The 14,297-nt window shown below is 73.2% G+C and carries 16 protein-coding genes; 12 read left to right on the top strand and 4 right to left on the bottom strand.

Annotated features, from left to right (window positions below; translation table 11 throughout):
• Positions 1 to 30: 30 nt before the first annotated feature.
• Positions 31 to 504: a Fur family transcriptional regulator gene (locus IE185_RS24705; RefSeq protein ID WP_138896413.1), complete on the top strand. Its 474-nt coding sequence runs from the start codon at positions 31 to 33 to the stop codon at positions 502 to 504.
• A gap of 10 nt (positions 505 to 514) precedes the next feature.
• Complete coding sequence (gene ygfZ, locus IE185_RS24710) at positions 515 to 1,480, top strand: CAF17-like 4Fe-4S cluster assembly/insertion protein YgfZ (protein ID WP_138896414.1); 966 nt, start codon at positions 515 to 517, stop codon at positions 1,478 to 1,480.
• Positions 1,481 to 1,541: 61 nt separating this feature from the next.
• Here the strand turns inward: ygfZ and dtd are convergent, their stop codons facing one another.
• Positions 1,542 to 1,967 carry a D-aminoacyl-tRNA deacylase gene (dtd, locus tag IE185_RS24715; RefSeq protein WP_138896415.1) on the bottom strand — a complete coding sequence of 142 codons (426 nt, stop codon included), beginning with the start codon at positions 1,965 to 1,967 and terminating at the stop codon, positions 1,542 to 1,544.
• 119 nt (positions 1,968 to 2,086) lie between these two features.
• On the opposite strand from dtd, the gene IE185_RS24720 reads away from it, so the two are divergent.
• The 4 genes from IE185_RS24720 (at position 2,087) to IE185_RS24735 (ending at position 5,938) form a co-directional block, all read left to right on the top strand.
• Positions 2,087 to 2,713 carry an RsiG family protein gene (locus tag IE185_RS24720; RefSeq protein WP_189716036.1) on the top strand — a complete coding sequence of 209 codons (627 nt, stop codon included), beginning with the start codon at positions 2,087 to 2,089 and terminating at the stop codon, positions 2,711 to 2,713.
• A 56-nt stretch (positions 2,714 to 2,769) separates the two neighbouring features.
• Positions 2,770 to 3,744: an asparaginase gene (locus IE185_RS24725; protein WP_138896416.1), complete on the top strand. Its 975-nt coding sequence runs from the start codon at positions 2,770 to 2,772 to the stop codon at positions 3,742 to 3,744.
• Positions 3,745 to 3,861: 117 nt separating this feature from the next.
• The gene (locus tag IE185_RS24730) at positions 3,862 to 5,106 is read left to right on the top strand and encodes a GNAT family N-acetyltransferase (RefSeq protein ID WP_138899294.1); all 1,245 of its coding nucleotides are present in this window, start codon (positions 3,862 to 3,864) and stop codon (positions 5,104 to 5,106) included.
• An 85-nt stretch (positions 5,107 to 5,191) separates the two neighbouring features.
• Entirely contained in the window at positions 5,192 to 5,938 is a 747-nt protein-coding gene (locus IE185_RS24735; RefSeq protein ID WP_229843679.1) for an HAD family hydrolase, read from the top strand.
• 158 nt (positions 5,939 to 6,096) lie between these two features.
• Here IE185_RS24735 and IE185_RS24740 read toward each other — a convergent pair whose 3' ends face one another.
• A complete protein-coding gene (locus tag IE185_RS24740; RefSeq protein WP_189716038.1) occupies positions 6,097 to 7,077 on the bottom strand; it encodes a zinc-binding dehydrogenase in 981 nt (326 codons plus the stop codon).
• Between the two features lie 86 nt (positions 7,078 to 7,163).
• On the opposite strand from IE185_RS24740, the gene IE185_RS24745 reads away from it, so the two are divergent.
• The gene (locus tag IE185_RS24745) at positions 7,164 to 7,781 is read left to right on the top strand and encodes a TetR family transcriptional regulator (RefSeq protein WP_138898998.1); all 618 of its coding nucleotides are present in this window, start codon (positions 7,164 to 7,166) and stop codon (positions 7,779 to 7,781) included.
• A 42-nt stretch (positions 7,782 to 7,823) separates the two neighbouring features.
• The gene (locus IE185_RS24750; RefSeq protein ID WP_189716040.1) at positions 7,824 to 9,956 is read left to right on the top strand and encodes a HelD family protein; all 2,133 of its coding nucleotides are present in this window, start codon (positions 7,824 to 7,826) and stop codon (positions 9,954 to 9,956) included.
• 89 nt (positions 9,957 to 10,045) lie between these two features.
• Here the strand turns inward: IE185_RS24750 and IE185_RS24755 are convergent, their stop codons facing one another.
• Positions 10,046 to 10,519: a nitroreductase family deazaflavin-dependent oxidoreductase gene (locus tag IE185_RS24755; protein ID WP_229843680.1), complete on the bottom strand. Its 474-nt coding sequence runs from the start codon at positions 10,517 to 10,519 to the stop codon at positions 10,046 to 10,048.
• Between the two features lie 129 nt (positions 10,520 to 10,648).
• Between IE185_RS24755 and IE185_RS24760 the strand changes: the two genes are divergently transcribed.
• The 4 genes from IE185_RS24760 (at position 10,649) to IE185_RS24775 (ending at position 12,755) form a co-directional block, all read left to right on the top strand.
• On the top strand, positions 10,649 to 11,152 hold the full coding sequence (locus IE185_RS24760) for a DinB family protein (protein ID WP_138896945.1): 504 nt from the start codon (positions 10,649 to 10,651) through the stop codon (positions 11,150 to 11,152).
• An 89-nt stretch (positions 11,153 to 11,241) separates the two neighbouring features.
• Positions 11,242 to 11,679, top strand: coding sequence for a helix-turn-helix domain-containing protein (locus IE185_RS24765; RefSeq protein WP_138896944.1), 438 nt, complete (start codon positions 11,242 to 11,244; stop codon positions 11,677 to 11,679).
• A 25-nt stretch (positions 11,680 to 11,704) separates the two neighbouring features.
• The gene (locus IE185_RS24770; RefSeq protein ID WP_138896943.1) at positions 11,705 to 12,259 is read left to right on the top strand and encodes a hypothetical protein; all 555 of its coding nucleotides are present in this window, start codon (positions 11,705 to 11,707) and stop codon (positions 12,257 to 12,259) included.
• 154 nt (positions 12,260 to 12,413) lie between these two features.
• Positions 12,414 to 12,755 (top strand): DUF2516 family protein, encoded by a 342-nt coding sequence (locus IE185_RS24775; protein WP_138896946.1) that lies wholly within the window; start codon positions 12,414 to 12,416, stop codon positions 12,753 to 12,755.
• Between the two features lie 47 nt (positions 12,756 to 12,802).
• On the opposite strand, the gene IE185_RS24780 is transcribed toward IE185_RS24775, so the two are convergent.
• Positions 12,803 to 13,999 (bottom strand): PP2C family protein-serine/threonine phosphatase, encoded by a 1,197-nt coding sequence (locus IE185_RS24780; protein WP_229843685.1) that lies wholly within the window; start codon positions 13,997 to 13,999, stop codon positions 12,803 to 12,805.
• Positions 14,000 to 14,297 lie beyond the last annotated feature (298 nt).

The raw sequence follows: 14,297 nt of genomic DNA on the forward strand, positions 1-14,297 counted from the left end.
GTCGCTCGCCGCGCTGCCTACACTGGGCACGTGGTGAGCACCGACTGGAAAAGCGACCTGCGGCAGCGCGGCTACCGGCTGACCCCCCAGCGCCAGCTCGTCCTGGAGGCTGTGGACGCCCTGGAGCACGCGACACCGGACGACATCCTCGTCCAGGTGCGCAAAACCGCGTCCGGCGTGAACATCTCCACCGTGTACCGGACCCTGGAGCTCTTGGAGGAGCTGGGGCTGGTCAGCCACGCGCACCTGGGGCACGGGGCGCCGACGTACCACCTGGCGGACCGCCACCACCACATCCACCTGGTCTGCCGCGACTGCACGAATGTGATCGAGGCCGACATCGCGGTCGCCGCCGCCTTCACGGCCAAGCTGCGCGAGTCGTTCGGCTTCGAGACGGACATGAAGCACTTCGCGATCTTCGGGCGCTGTGAGAAGTGCGCCGCCCGGGCCGCGGCAGAGGCCCCCGCCGGCACTTCGGCGGAAGCCTCGACTACCGAGTCGTAGGCTTGCCGCTATGAAGAGCCCCCTGTTGTCCCTGCCCGGCGCCGTCCCCGCCGAAGGGCGCGACGAAGGCGTCGCCGCGCACTACGGAGACCTGTTCCGCGAGCAGCGCGCGCTCGCCGACGGCACCGGTTTCGTCGACCTCTCGCACCGCGGCGTCGTCACCGTCACCGGCGACGACCGGCTGAGCTGGCTGCACCTGTTGCTCACGCAGCACGTCAGCGATCTCCCGGCGGGGCAGGCCACCGAGGCGCTGATCCTCACCGCGCACGGTCACGTCGAGCACGCGATGTACCTGGTCGACGACGGCGAGACGACGTGGATGCACGTCGAACCCGGCACGCAGGGCGATCTGCTCGCGTACCTGGAGTCGATGAAGTTCTTCTACCGGGTCGAGACCGCCGACCGGACCGAGGACATCGCGGTCGTCCACCTCCCGGCCGGCTCGATCGCCGACGTGCCCGAGGGCGCGGTCGTACGGGAGACCTCGCACGGCCGTGATCTCTTCCTGCCGCGCGCCGGGCTGGAGTCGTACGCCGCGGCGCACGGCCCGGCGGCCGGGATCCTCGCGTACGAGGCCCTGCGCGTCGAGGCGCACCGGCCGCGCCTCGGCTTCGAGACCGACCACCGCACCATCCCGCACGAGCTGGGGTGGATCGGCAGCGCCGTACACCTGCAGAAGGGCTGCTACCGGGGCCAGGAGACCGTAGCCCGCGTCCAGAACCTGGGGAAGCCGCCGCGGCGGCTCGTCTTCCTGCACCTGGACGGCAGCGACGTGCTGCTGCCCGGGCCGGGCACCCCGGTGCGGCTGGCGGCGGAAGGCGAGGAGGGCCGCCAGCTCGGGTTCGTCACGACGTCGGCCCGCCACCACGAGCTGGGGCCGATCGCGCTCGCGCTGGTCAAGCGCAATGTGCCGGTGGACGCCGAGCTGGTGGCGGGGAACACGGCGGCGGCGCAGGAAGTCGTCGTAGAGCCGTAGAGCCGTAGAGCCGTAGGGGCCGGCCGGGCCGGCCCGGGCCGGTCCTCCGCCTCTCGCCGGCTCAGACCTCGATCAGGACCGTGAACGGGCCGTCGTTCGTGAGGGAGACCCGCATCTGGGCTCCGAAGCGGCCCGTCTCCACCCGCGCGCCCAGCGCGCGCAGTTGCGCGACGACCTCGTCCACCAGGGGTTCGGCGATCTCGCCGGGTGCCGCGGCGTTCCAGGTGGGGCGGCGGCCCTTGCGGGCGTCCCCGTAGAGGGTGAACTGTGAAATGACCAGAAGTGGCGCATTCGCATCGGAGCAGGACTTCTCACCCGCAAGGATCCGAACCGACCACAGCTTCCGGGCGAGCTGTGCGGCCTTGTCCGTTGTGTCCTCGTGGGTCACTCCCACCAGCACACACAGTCCCTCGCCCACGATTTCGCCGACCGTTTGTCCGGCCACGACGACGCTCGCGCCGTCGACCCTCTGCACCACTGCACGCATGCGGCCCAATCTATCCGGGGCTGAACGGGCGTAGAGCGCCTGCGTCACCGCCGTCAGGAGTGGCACGATGCACGGAGGCGGTGCGCGCCCCGCACCGGTCGAGGGGACGGAACACACCCATGAGCACATCTGGCGCCGGGCAGCCGCCCGGGCCCGTACCGATGCCGATGATCCAGATGACGTCTTCCGCCTCCGCGGCGCGACCACCCGCGCAGCGGACCGGCGACGGCATGGGCGGTGGCGGCCTGCCGGTGCCCGAGCGCGGGAAGAGAAGCGATCTCGGCGCGCTGCGGCTGCCCGAGCTGCGCGGTCTGCGCCGTGACTCGCAGCGCGACGAGGCGGACCTCAGCTATGTGCGGCGTCTGCTGCACGGGCGGATCGACATTCTGCGGGCCGAGCTGGCACGGCGTACGGGGCCGGAGTCCCCTGTCGTCGAACGCCTCTCGGAGATCCTCGCGGACGCCCCTTCGCGCCACCGCTCCTCCGCCCGGCACGTGACGATGTCCACGCCGCAGAGCGAGGAGTTCCGGCTGCTGGCGGCCGAGATGCTGGCCGACGTGGAGCTGTCGGACCTGGCCGCCCGTACCGACGAGGAACTGCACGCGGCGATGGGGCGGCTGGTCCGGTACGAGCAGCAGGTCTCGCGGCGCCGGCAGCAGCTCCAGCGGACGGCGGACGATTGCAGCGCGGAGATTGCCCGCAGGTACCGTGATGGGGAAGCACAAGTAGACGACCTGCTGACCTGAGGCCGCGATCCGGCCTTGCGGGAGCCTGGTCCTGTACCCGTTCCCGGAAGGTCGAGATGTCCTCCAGCACCGCCGCCGCCGTGTCCCCGGTCATATCCCCGGTCCTCGCGGAAGTCGTCCGTTCCGGTTTCGTCGAGGGCCTGCACCGGGGATCGCTGGTCGTCCTGGCGGCGGACGGCAGCGTCGAACTGGCGATCGGGGACCCGTACGCCCCGGTCTTCCCCCGCTCCAGCAACAAGCCGATGCAGGCGGCGGCCATCCTGCGCGCCGGGCTCGACCTGTCGGGCGAACGGCTGGCGCTGGCGGCCGCGAGCCACTCGGGGGAGCGGTTCCAGCTCGATCTCGTACGGAAGATGCTGGCCGACGCCGGGCTCACGGAGGCGGACCTCCAGACCCCGCCGGACCTGCCGCTGGACCCGGTGGAGGCCGAGTCGTACCTCGCGGCGGGCGGGGTGCGCGAGCGGCTCACCATGAACTGCTCGGGCAAGCACGCCGCGATGCTGGCGGTCTGCGGACTGAACGGCTGGGACGCCGCCTCGTACCTGGACCCCGCGCATCCGCTGCAGCAGCTCGTGCTGCGGGTGGTCGAGGAGGCCAGTGGCGAGCGCGTCGCGGCGGTCGGTACGGACGGGTGCGGGGCGCCGCTGATGGGGATCAGCCTGGTGGGGCTGGCGACGGCCTTCCGCCACTTCGTGCTGGCCGAGCCGGGCACGGCCGAGCGCCGCGTCGCGGACGCCATGCGCGCGCACCCGGAGTACGTCGCCGGTACGCGCCGCCCCGACACCTGGCTGATGCGGGAGGTGCCGGGCGTGCTGTCCAAGATGGGCGCCGAGGCGGTCCAGGCGGTGGCGCTGGCGGACGGCCGCGCCCTCGCGTTCAAGGTCGACGACGGCGCCACGCGCGCGCTGGGCCCGGTGCTGGCGCGGGCGCTGCGGCGGCTCGGCGTGGACGCTCCCGTGGTGGAGCGGATCGGCCGCTCGCCGCTGACGGGCGGGGCGGCCGAGGTCGGGGAGATACGGGCGGCGTTCTGAGTACGGGGCGCCGCTGGGGGGAGCCCTTCCGCTGGCGGTGACCGGCACCGCCGTGGCAGCCGCCCGGGGCGGGAAATCTTCGCGACAGGCCACGGGCGGTGTGCCTAGCGTGGGCGCATGAGTGTCGACGTCCGTACGGTCACCGAGTCCGAGTTCCCCGACTGGCTCCGCGCCCTCGCCACCGGCTTCCTGCGCCCGCCCGTCTTCCCGCCCGAGGAAGTGGCGGAGCGGCTGCCGCACCTGCACTCCCCGCGCATGCGGGGCGCGTTCGACGACGGGCGCTGTGTGGCGACGTACCGCTCCTTCGCGCAGGAACTCACCGTGCCGGGCGGTGCGACGGTCGCGGCCTGCGCCGTGTCGCAGGTGACCGTCTCACCGACGCACCGCCGCCGGGGCCTGCTCACCCGGATGATCGGCGCCGACCTCGCGGAGGCGAAGGAACGCGGCGACGTACTGGCGACGCTCGTCGCCGCCGAGTACCCGATCTACGGGCGGTACGGGTTCGGGCCCGCCGCCTCGGTCGCCGAGTGGGAGATCGACGTACCCCGCACCGGGCTCGACGCGCGCTGGGCGGGACCCGGCGACGGGGGCCGGATCGATCTGGTCGACGGGGCCGACGTACGCAAGCTCGGGCCCGAGCTGCACGAGCGCTTCCGGGCGAGGCAGCACGGCGCGATCGACCGGTCCGAGCGCTGGTGGCAGCTCAACACGGGCCAGGTGGTGACATCGGTCGAGCCCTGGACCGAGCCGTTCTACGCCGTCCACCGCTCGGCGCGGGGCGAGGTGGAAGGGCTGCTGGTCTACCGGGCCGACGAGAAGTGGGGCGACGGGAAGCAGCCGCTCAACACGGCGACCGTACGCGACCTGATCGCGGTGTCGCCGGCGGCGGAGCGCGCGCTGTGGCACTTCGTCTGTGCGGTGGACTGGATCACGACGGTACGGACCGGGTACCGCGCCGGCGACGATCTGCTCCCCCACCTGCTCCCGGACCCCCGGGCTGCCAGGATCCTGACGCAGGCGGACTACCTGTGGGTGCGGCTGCTGGACGTCGTACGGGCCCTGGAGGCTCGCGCGTACGCCGTGCCCGCCTCGCTCGTCCTGGAGGTGCACGACGCGGCGGGGCACGCCGGCGGCCGGTTCCGGCTGGACGCCTCGCCGGACGGAGCGGTGTGCGCCCCGTCCTCGGAGTCGCCCGATCTGACGCTGGACGTAAGGGAGTTGGGGGCGCTGTACCTGGGCGAGGAGTCGGCGGTACGGCTGGCGGCGCTCGGCCGGATCACGGAGGAGTCGACGGGCGCCGCCGCCGTCGCCGACGCCCTGTTCCGCACGCCGAGGCGCCCGTGGTGCCCTGACCTCTTCTGAGCGGCGGCCGCCCGTCACCCGGGCGTTCACGCCAGGGGGCCGACGCGCTCTGGAACACCGGCGCGCCGGCCCCGACACTCTCCTCGTGACTCCTGACGCGACTCACTCCACACAGGCGGCACCGGACCCCGACGGACTGCGGGACGTGATCACGGGCGCGCGGTGCCTGCTCCTCGGCTTCGACGGCCCCCTGTGCCGGCTCTTCCCCGGCCAGCGGGCGCGCCGGGTGGCGGACGGGCTGATCGACCGGCTGAAGGAGCGCGGCCACCAGGTGCCGCTGACGGAGGACGAACGGACGGCCGACGGCCCGCAGGCCCTCCTGCGGGCCGTCGCCCTTGCCGGCGGGCCCGCCGGTGACCTGGCCGAGGCCCTGGAGCGCGAGCTCGCCCGCGAGGAACTGGGCGCCGCCGCCACCGCCTGGCCCACCCCGTACGCCGATCCGCTGATCCGTACGTCGGTGGCGGTCGGCCTGCGCCTCGCGCTGACGACGGACACCTCCCCGCAGGCGGTGGAGCGCTACCTGGCCGGGCGTGGCCTCGCAGGCTGCTTCACCCCGCACGTGTACGGCCGTACCACCGACCTGAGCCGCCTCAAGCCCGACCCGCACTGCGTCGACCGCGCCCTGGCGGCGCTGGGTGCCGCCCCCGCCACCGCCGTGATGATCGGCGAGGCCCCGGCGGACCTGCTCGCGGCGCGGGCGGCGGGCGTACGGTTCCTCGGCTGCGCGCGCGACGACCTGCGGGCGCGGCGCCTGCGGCGAGCGGGCGCGGAGGTGGTCGTACGGGGCCTGGGACCGGTGCTGGGCCTGGTGCGGTCCGGGGCGCGGACCTGAACCACCTTCTGCCTCCTGCGTCGTCCGTCCGCCGGAGCGAGGGCGAGGGCGACGACCAGGATCGCCGCGCACCGGGGGCGAAGCGCTGGTGGTCGAGCGGCGGGGCGGCGGGGGCGCGCAGCGCGGTGAGGGTGCGGGCGCTCCCACCCCCGCCCCCCTCAGCCGCGCCCCCGTACCGTGAGCAGCGCCTTGCCCGCCACGGCGCGGGCTTCGATCGCCGTGTGGGCCTCCGCCGCCCGCGCCAGCGGGAACGTCCGCGCGATCACCGGGCGCAGCCGGCCCGCCTCCGCCTCCGCCAGGGCCGAGGACAGCAGCCGCGCGATGTCCTCGGCCCCGTACTGCACCTCGCTGATCCCCCGCAGCGTGATCCCGCGCCGCTTCGCCACCTCCGCGTCGATCGGCGCGAAGCCTCCGCTGGACGCGCCGTGAGCCGAGACGCGGCCGCCGTCGACCGTCAGGGCGAAGGCGGCCAGGCCGAGTTCGCCGCCCACGCCGTCGAGCAGTACGTCGGCTCCCGCGCCCCCGAGCGCTTCGCGGGCCCGCTCGATCCAGCCCGCCTCCGCGTAGTCGACGACCGCGTCGGCGCCCAGTTCCCGTACGAGATCGAGCTTCCGCCCGCCCCGCGCCGCCCCGACGACGTGCGCCCCCGCCGCGTGCGCCATCTGCACCAGCAGCGTGCCCATGCCGCCCGAAGCGCCCAGGATCAGGACCCGTTCGCCGGGCCGGATGCCGACCGCCTCCGCTATGCCGGTGCCCGTGACGCCGTCGTGCGCCAGCGCGGCCGCCTCGGGCAGGCCGAGGCCGTCCGGGACCGGGACGAGCCGGTCGACCGGTGCGGCGACCTGTTCGGCGTACGTCCCCGCCGTGCCCGGGCCCGCCACCACCCGGCGGCCGATCCACGCCGGGTCGACGCCCTCGCCCACCGCCGTCACGATCCCGGCCGCCGCGCCGCCCGGAACGTACGGCGGCTCGATGCCGAACTGCGGCCCCCAGCCGCCCCGGATCTGTGTCTCGACGTAGATCGTGTCGATCACGGAGACCGCCACGACCGCCTCGCCCGGCCCGGCGGCCGGATCCGGCAGACCGGTGTCCACCAGTACCTCCGGACCGCCGAACTCCCTTACCTGAATCGCGCGCATGACGTTCACTCCCCACGTGGCCGGTGTCTGCCCGCGAGTCTGTGACCTCAAGTCCTGTTGAGGTCAAGCGCGTACCCTTCGTCGTCATGAGTGGTTTGCGCGAGCGGAAGAAGCAGCGGACGTACCGGGTGATCTCCGACGCCGCGATCGCCCTGTTCCTGGAGAAGGGGTTCGACGAGGTCTCCGTCGCCGAGGTGGCGGCCGCGGCCGAGATCTCCAAGCCGACGCTCTTCCGCTACTTCCCCGCCAAGGAAGACCTCGCGCTGCACCGTTTCGCCGACCACGAGGACGAGGCTGCCCGGGTGGTCACCGCCGGGCGGGCGGACGGACTCGCGCCCCTGGACGCCCTCCAGCGGCACTTCCTCGCCGGCCTCGACCGGCGCGAGCCGGTGACCGGGCTCAACGACCACGCCGGTGTGCTCGCCTTCCACCGGCTTCTGTACGGGACGCCGAGCCTGGTGGCCCGGCTCCACGCGTACGTGAGGCGCTCCGAGGAAGCGCTCACCGCCGCGCTCGGCGGCCCCGATCCCCTCGCCGCACGCCTCGCGGCGGGTCAGATCGTCGCCGTGCAGCGCATCCTCGCGGAGGAGAACTGGCGTCGGATCGCCGCGGGGGCGAGCGCGGAGGACGTGCTGCCGGAGGCCGTGGCCGCGGCGCGTCAGGCGTTCGAGCAGGTGCGCGCGGGACTCGGCACCATATTTTGATACTCGGTTAAATTTCTTACTCAGTTACGTTATCTTGGGCAGGTGACGTCGATCGACCATGCCCTCAGCCAGGAACGGACCTACCACGACCTCTGCCGCGCGGCCCTGGCGCGGATGACCGAAGGCGCCGGCGAACAGGTCGTCACCGGCGAGGACGTCTCCGCCTCCGGTGCCGACGCCGAAGTCCTCGGCTTCCATCTGCGCTCGTACGCGAAGGAGTTGCGGGAGGAGCCCGAGAGTCCGCTGTTCTTCGGCCGGCTCGACCTGGCCGACGGTCAGAGCCACTACATCGGCCGCCGCCGGATCACCGAGCACCCCGCCGATCCGCCGCTGGTCGTCGACTGGCGCGCCCCCGTCTCCCGCGCCTTCTACCAGGCGAGCGCGCGCGACCCGCAGGGCGTGCTGGTGCGCCGCCGGTTCGGCTGGGCGCCGTGGAGCAAGGGCGCGTCCGAGGACCTGACCGGCATGGAGGACGAGCGCCTGACCGACTTGGGGGACGAGTGCCTGACCGGCATCGCGGACGAGCGACCGGCGGCCGGGGGGCAGGGCGGCGGCGTACCGGAGGGCGGCATCCTCGCCGCCGAGATCGAGCGGCCCCGCGTCGGCCCGATGCGCGACATCGCCGCCACCATCCAGCCCGAGCAGGACGATCTCGTACGCTCCCCGCTCACCGCGTCCGTCTGCGTGCAGGGCGCGCCGGGCACCGGCAAGACCGCCGTCGGCCTGCATCGGGCGGCGTACCTCCTTTACACGTACCCCCAGCGCCTGACGCGCGCCGGCCTGCTGATCCTCGGGCCCAACCGGGCGTTCCTGTCCTACGTCTCCGAAGTGCTGCCCGCCCTCGGTGAAGGCGGCATCCGGCAGTCGACGGTGGACGACGAGATCGCCCGTCATCCCGTCCGCGCCCACGACGGGCCCGCTGCCGCCGCCGTCAAGCACGACCCCCGGATGGCGGCCGTGCTCCACCGGGCCCTGTACGGACGGGTGGCGGAGCCCGACGAAGCCGTCGAGGTGCCCGACGGCTCGTACCGGTGGCGGATCCCGCTCGGTGAACTGCGGCGGATCGTCGAGGAGGTACGGGCCGAGGCGCCCCCGTACGCCGTCGGCCGCGAGCGCGTCCGCACGCGCGCCGTCCGCGCGCTCCAGCTCCGGGCCGAGCGCCGGGGCGGGCCGCCGGGCAACGAGTGGCTGCGTCGGATGGGGCGGTCGAGGGCGATCGGGGCGTTCGTCGACGCGGTATGGCCGAAAGTGCGTCCCGAGGAGATCGTGGCCGAGGTGCTCACCGACCCCCGCGACCCCCTTCTCACCGCGGACGAGCGGCGGGCGGTCCGCTGGGCGAAGCCGCCGCGTTCCTGGCGGAGCGCCAGATGGTCGGCCGCCGACCTGGTGCTGATCGACGAGGTCGCCGGGCTGATCGAGCGCCCCGAGAGCTACGGCCACGTCGTCGTCGACGAGGCGCAGGACCTGTCTCCGATGCAGTGCCGCGCGATCGCGCGCCGCGTCGCCTTCGGATCGGTGACGGTACTGGGCGACCTCGCACAGGGCACCACGCCGTGGGCGGCCCGCGACTGGTCCTCACTCCTCGCCCACCTCGGCAGGGAGACGGCCGCCGTGGTGCCGCTGACCACCGGTTTCCGGGTCCCCGCCGTGATCGTGGAGCTGGCGAACCGGTTGCTCGGGGCGCTCGACGTCGACGTACCGCCGGGCCGGTCGCTGCGCGCCGACGGCGAACTGGCGGTACGTGAGGTGCGGGAAGTGACGACCGCGACGGTCGAGGCGGTACGGGCGGCCCTGACCCGGGAGGGTTCGGTGGGCGTCATCGCGGACGCGGGCCGGGTGCCGGAACTGCTGGCCGCGCTGGACGCGGCGGGCGTGAGGGCGGTGGGGGTCGCCGAGGGGAGCGGGGGCGGCGAGGCGGACGGGCCCGGTGAGGCCAGCGGGCCCGGTGAGGCACGGGAAGGGGCGGGGACCGGTGAAGTGCCCCGGGTGTCCGTGCTGCCGGCCACGCTCGCCAAGGGGCTCGAATACGACCACGTCATCGCCGTGGAACCCGCCGAGATCGCCGCGGCGGAGGACCGGGGCCTGCACCGCCTCTACGTCGTGCTGACGCGGGCGGTCAGCCGCCTCGACGTGCTGCACCGGCTTCCGCTTCCGGCGGAGATGACGCCGGGGTGAGCCGCCGAATGGCGCGAAGTCACCTCCGGGGACACCGAGGTGACGGGTGGGCGGGCCGCCGGGCGGCCCGCCCCTCCACGCTCCGCGCGTCAGACGTCCGTGCGGCGCAGCCGTACCACCGGGATGTCGCGGCTGGTCTTCTTCTGGTAGCTCTCATACGGCGCGAAGACGTCCACCAGGTGCGGCCACACCCGGGCCTTCTCCTCGGCGGAGAGCGTCTCGGCCAGGGCGGTGAACCGCTCGGTGCCGACCCGCAGGCGCACCTGCGGGTTGTCCTTGATGTTCAGGTACCACAGCGGGTGATCGTCGGAGCCGCCCTTGGACGCCACCACCAGGTGGTCGTCGCCGTCGCGCCCGTAGATCAGCACGGTGCGGCGGACCGTGCCGCTGCGCCGCCCCACGTAGTCCAGCAGCAGGCAGGGCGCGCCCTGCACGGTGGTGCCCCTGGTGCCGCCGGACTCCTCGTACAGCTCGGCCTGCTCGGCCACCCAGCCGGTGGGGCTGAGCTTCACCGCACCGGTGCCGTCGCCACCGCTGTCTGCGCGTGTCACTTGCGCTGTCACGTGTGCTGCTCCTTCTCGCCGTGTCGCTGTCCCGTCGTGGTGCCGGACACCCTCCAGGGTCACCCCTGGCGCCCGTGGTGGCGCAAAATCGCTCGACAGCGGGCGTACCGGCCAAGAACATTCACCCCGATGACACGAACCGATGTACCTCCCACGCCCGACGAGCGCGCCTCGCTCGCCACCTTCCTCGACTACGTCCGCGACACCGCGCGCGCCAAGTGCGACGACGTGTCGCAGGAGGACGCCCGCAAGGCACCGCTGCCCGGCTCCCCGCTGATGACGCTGTGCGGACTCATCAGCCACCTCCACTGGGTCGAGTACTACTGGTTCCAGGTGGTGTTCCTCGGCGAGGAGGACGAGGGGCCGTGGACGGACGAGGACCCCGACCGCGAGATGCGCATCGCCGTCGACATCCCGCTGGCGGACCTGCTCTCGGCCTACGAGGCTCAGTGCGCCCGCTACCGGAAGCTGGTCGCCGACCACGACCTGGACACCGAGGCGAAGCGCGCCCGGCGCGACGGGAGCCCCGTCAACCTGCGCTGGATCCTGCTGCACCTCATCGAGGAGACCGCCCGCCACAACGGGCACCTGGACATCCTGCGGGAGCTGGCGGACGGCCGTACCGGCTCCTGACGGCCTGCCTGGGCCTCCCGGGCGACACGCGAACACTTTTGCAAGCATGCGCTTGCAAAAGTTAGCGCCCATGCCGCACTATCGAGGGCATGGCATCACTCAACGTCGGCAATCTCGGCGGCTACCTGCGCGAGCAGCGGCGCAACGCGCAGCTGTCGTTGCGGCAGCTCGCCGACGCCGCCGGGGTGTCCAATCCGTACCTCAGCCAGATCGAGCGCGGCCTGCGCAAGCCGAGCGCGGAGATCCTGCAGCAGCTCGCGAAGGCGCTGCGCATCTCCGCCGAGACGCTGTACGTCCAGGCCGGGATCCTCGACGAGCAGGGGCGCGAGGAGCTGGAGACGCGCGCCGTCATCCTCGCCGACCCGTCGATCAACGAGCGGCAGAAGCAGGTGCTGCTGCAGATCTACGAGTCGTTCCAGAAGGAGAACGCGGCGGACGTCGAGACGGACGCGCGTACGGACGCCCCCGCCGACGGCTTTGGCGACGCGGCCGGCAGTGATGCAGGCACACCACCACCCTCACAGTGAACTGAGCTCCGGGAGGACCACAGTCATGGCCATCACCGATGACCTGCGCAAGACCCTCACCGACCCGACCCCCCTCTACTTCGCGGCCGGCACCGCGGACCTGGCCGTCCAGCAGGCGAAGAAGGTGCCCGCGCTCATCGAGCAGCTGCGGGCCGAGGCCCCGGCGCGCATCGACGCCGTACGCAACACGGACCCCAAGGCGGTCCAGGAGAAGGTGACCACGCAGGCCAAGGAGGCCCAGGCCACCGTCCAGGCGAAGGTCACCGAGGTGCTCGGCGCGCTCGACACCGACTTCAAGAAGCTGACCGAGCAGGCGCAGGACCTGGCCCTGCGGAGCGTGGGCGTGGCCGCCGAGTACGCGGTCAAGGCGCGTGAGGCGTACGAGAAGGTCGCCGAGCACGGCGAGCAGAGCGTGAAGACGTGGCGCGGCGAGGCGGCCGAGGAGATCAACGAGATCGCCGTCGCCGTCGAGCCCGACCCGGAGCCCCGGAAGGACGAGCCGAAGGCCGCCGAGGCGAAGAAGACCCCGGCCGCGCGCAAGGCCCCGGCGAAGAAGACCTCGCCGGCCGGCGAGAAGTAGGACGGGCGCCGCATGTGACGGCACGTGCGGCGCGTACGGCGATGGCGGTGGCCGGGTCCGTACGGGCGTGAGCCGGGCACCTTGTGGGTGTCCGGCTCGTTGTCCGGGTACCTTGGCCGCGAGGCGCTCATCCACTCTCTAGGCGGTGTCCAGCATGTTGCTCTCGGGATTCGGCACTCTGCTGTCGTTGCTCAACCTCGCCATGCTCGTCCTCGCCGTGGTGGCGCTGTTCTTCGCCGCGACGGCCCGTGAGGACGCGTACCGCGCGACCGACAAGCAGACCAAGGTCTTCTGGCTGGTCCTGCTGGGCGTGACGGTCGCCGTGAACCTGTTCGTCCCGATGCTGTTCCTGCAGATCGCCGGACTGGTCGCGACCATCGTCTTCATGGTCGACGTACGGCCCGCGATCAAGCAGGTGTCGGGTGGCGGCGGCGGTGGCCGCAAGGGCGGCAGCAGCAGCGACGGCCCGTACGGGCCGTACAACGGCGGACGCTAGCCACCGGGCGCGGCGGCTCTTCGCCTCCGGCCGGGGAGGGGCGGCCCTCAGCCCCGGTCGAGGAGCAGCAGCGCCACGTCGTCGGTCAGCTCGCCGCCGTTGAGGTCGCGTGCCTCGGTGACCGCCGCCTCCAGCAGCGCCTCGCCCCGGAGCCCGGCCGCCAGCTGGCGGTTGATCATGTCGACCATGCCGTCCTGACCGAGCCGCTGCTTCGACCCGGGCGGGCCGACACGGCCCTCGATCAGGCCGTCCGTGTACATCATCAGGCTCCACGAGCCGCCCAGCTCGACCTGCCGCCGCGACCAGCGGGCGCGGGGCAGCAGACCGAGCGCCGGGCCCCCGTCCTCGTACGGAAGCAGCTGCGCGGCCCGGCCCTGGCGTGCGATCAGCGGTGACGGGTGGCCCGCCAGGCACAGCCCGGCCCGCCGGCCGTCCGGAGCGATGTCGACCGTGCAGAGCGTCGCGAAGATCTCCTCGCTCTCCCGCTCGTGTTCCAGGACCTGCTGGAGCGTGGACAGCAGCTCGTCGCCGCACAGGCCCGCGAACGTCAGGGCGCGCCAGGCGATGCGCAGTTCCACGCCCAGGGCGGCCTCGTCCGGGCCGTGGCCGCAGACGTCGCCGATCATCGCGTGGACCGTGCCGTCGGAGGTGCGGACCGTGTCGTAGAAGTCACCGCCGAGCAGGGCGCGTGAGCGCCCGGGCCGGTAGCGGGACGCGAAGCGCAGGTTCGAACCCTCCAGCAGCGGGGTCGGCAGCAGGCCGCGCTCCAGGCGGGCGTTCTCCTGCGCGCGCAGCCGCGACTCGGCCAGCTTGTGCTGCGCCCGGTCGGCGCGCTTGCGCTCGACGGCGTAACGGATGGCGCGGCTGAGCTGACGCCCGTCGAGCTCGTCGCGGAACAGGTAGTCCTGCGCGCCGACGCGCACCGCCTCGGCGGCCAGGTCGGCGTCGGTCTCGGCGGTCAGCGCCAGCACGGCGTGCCGGGGCGCGAGCCGCAGCACGTGCCGCAGGGCCGCCAGCCGGTCCCCGGCCTCGCCGTCGCCGCCCGAGGAGGGGGCGGGCAGGGCGAGGTCGAGCAGGATGCAGTGGACGTCGTCCGTGAGCAGCCGCTCGGCCTCCGTGAGGTTGCGGGCGGTACGGATACGGACACGGGTGCCGGCGGCGTCGAGCAGCGACGGGACGGTGAACGTCCCCGCCGGGTCGTCCTCGATCACCAGCAGGGTGAGATCGGTGCTGTTCGCGGACATGCCGGGGGAGGCCGGGGCGGCCTGGACCGTGGCTGCCACCGGTGCTGCGGCTGCCGCGGTCTGCATGCTGCTCCCGGCCTGCTGTTTCGGCAGGAGGACCTGACCGTGCTCCACGGCCGTGCTCTCACGCTGCCGCGGTACGGGTACGGGCATCGGTTTCGGTTTCCTTCCCACCCCCCGAGGGTGCGGCGGCACGACGATCGACGTTCCGCCAAACGGGGACCATAGCGTCACCCGGCGCCCCAGCGGAATGCCGTGCGCAAAGCCGCCAGGGCCATATGCCGCCTCCCGCAACGCA

Source organism: Streptomyces chryseus, assembly GCF_014650755.1.
GTDB classification, from domain to species: Bacteria; Actinomycetota; Actinomycetes; order Streptomycetales; family Streptomycetaceae; genus Streptomyces; species Streptomyces chryseus.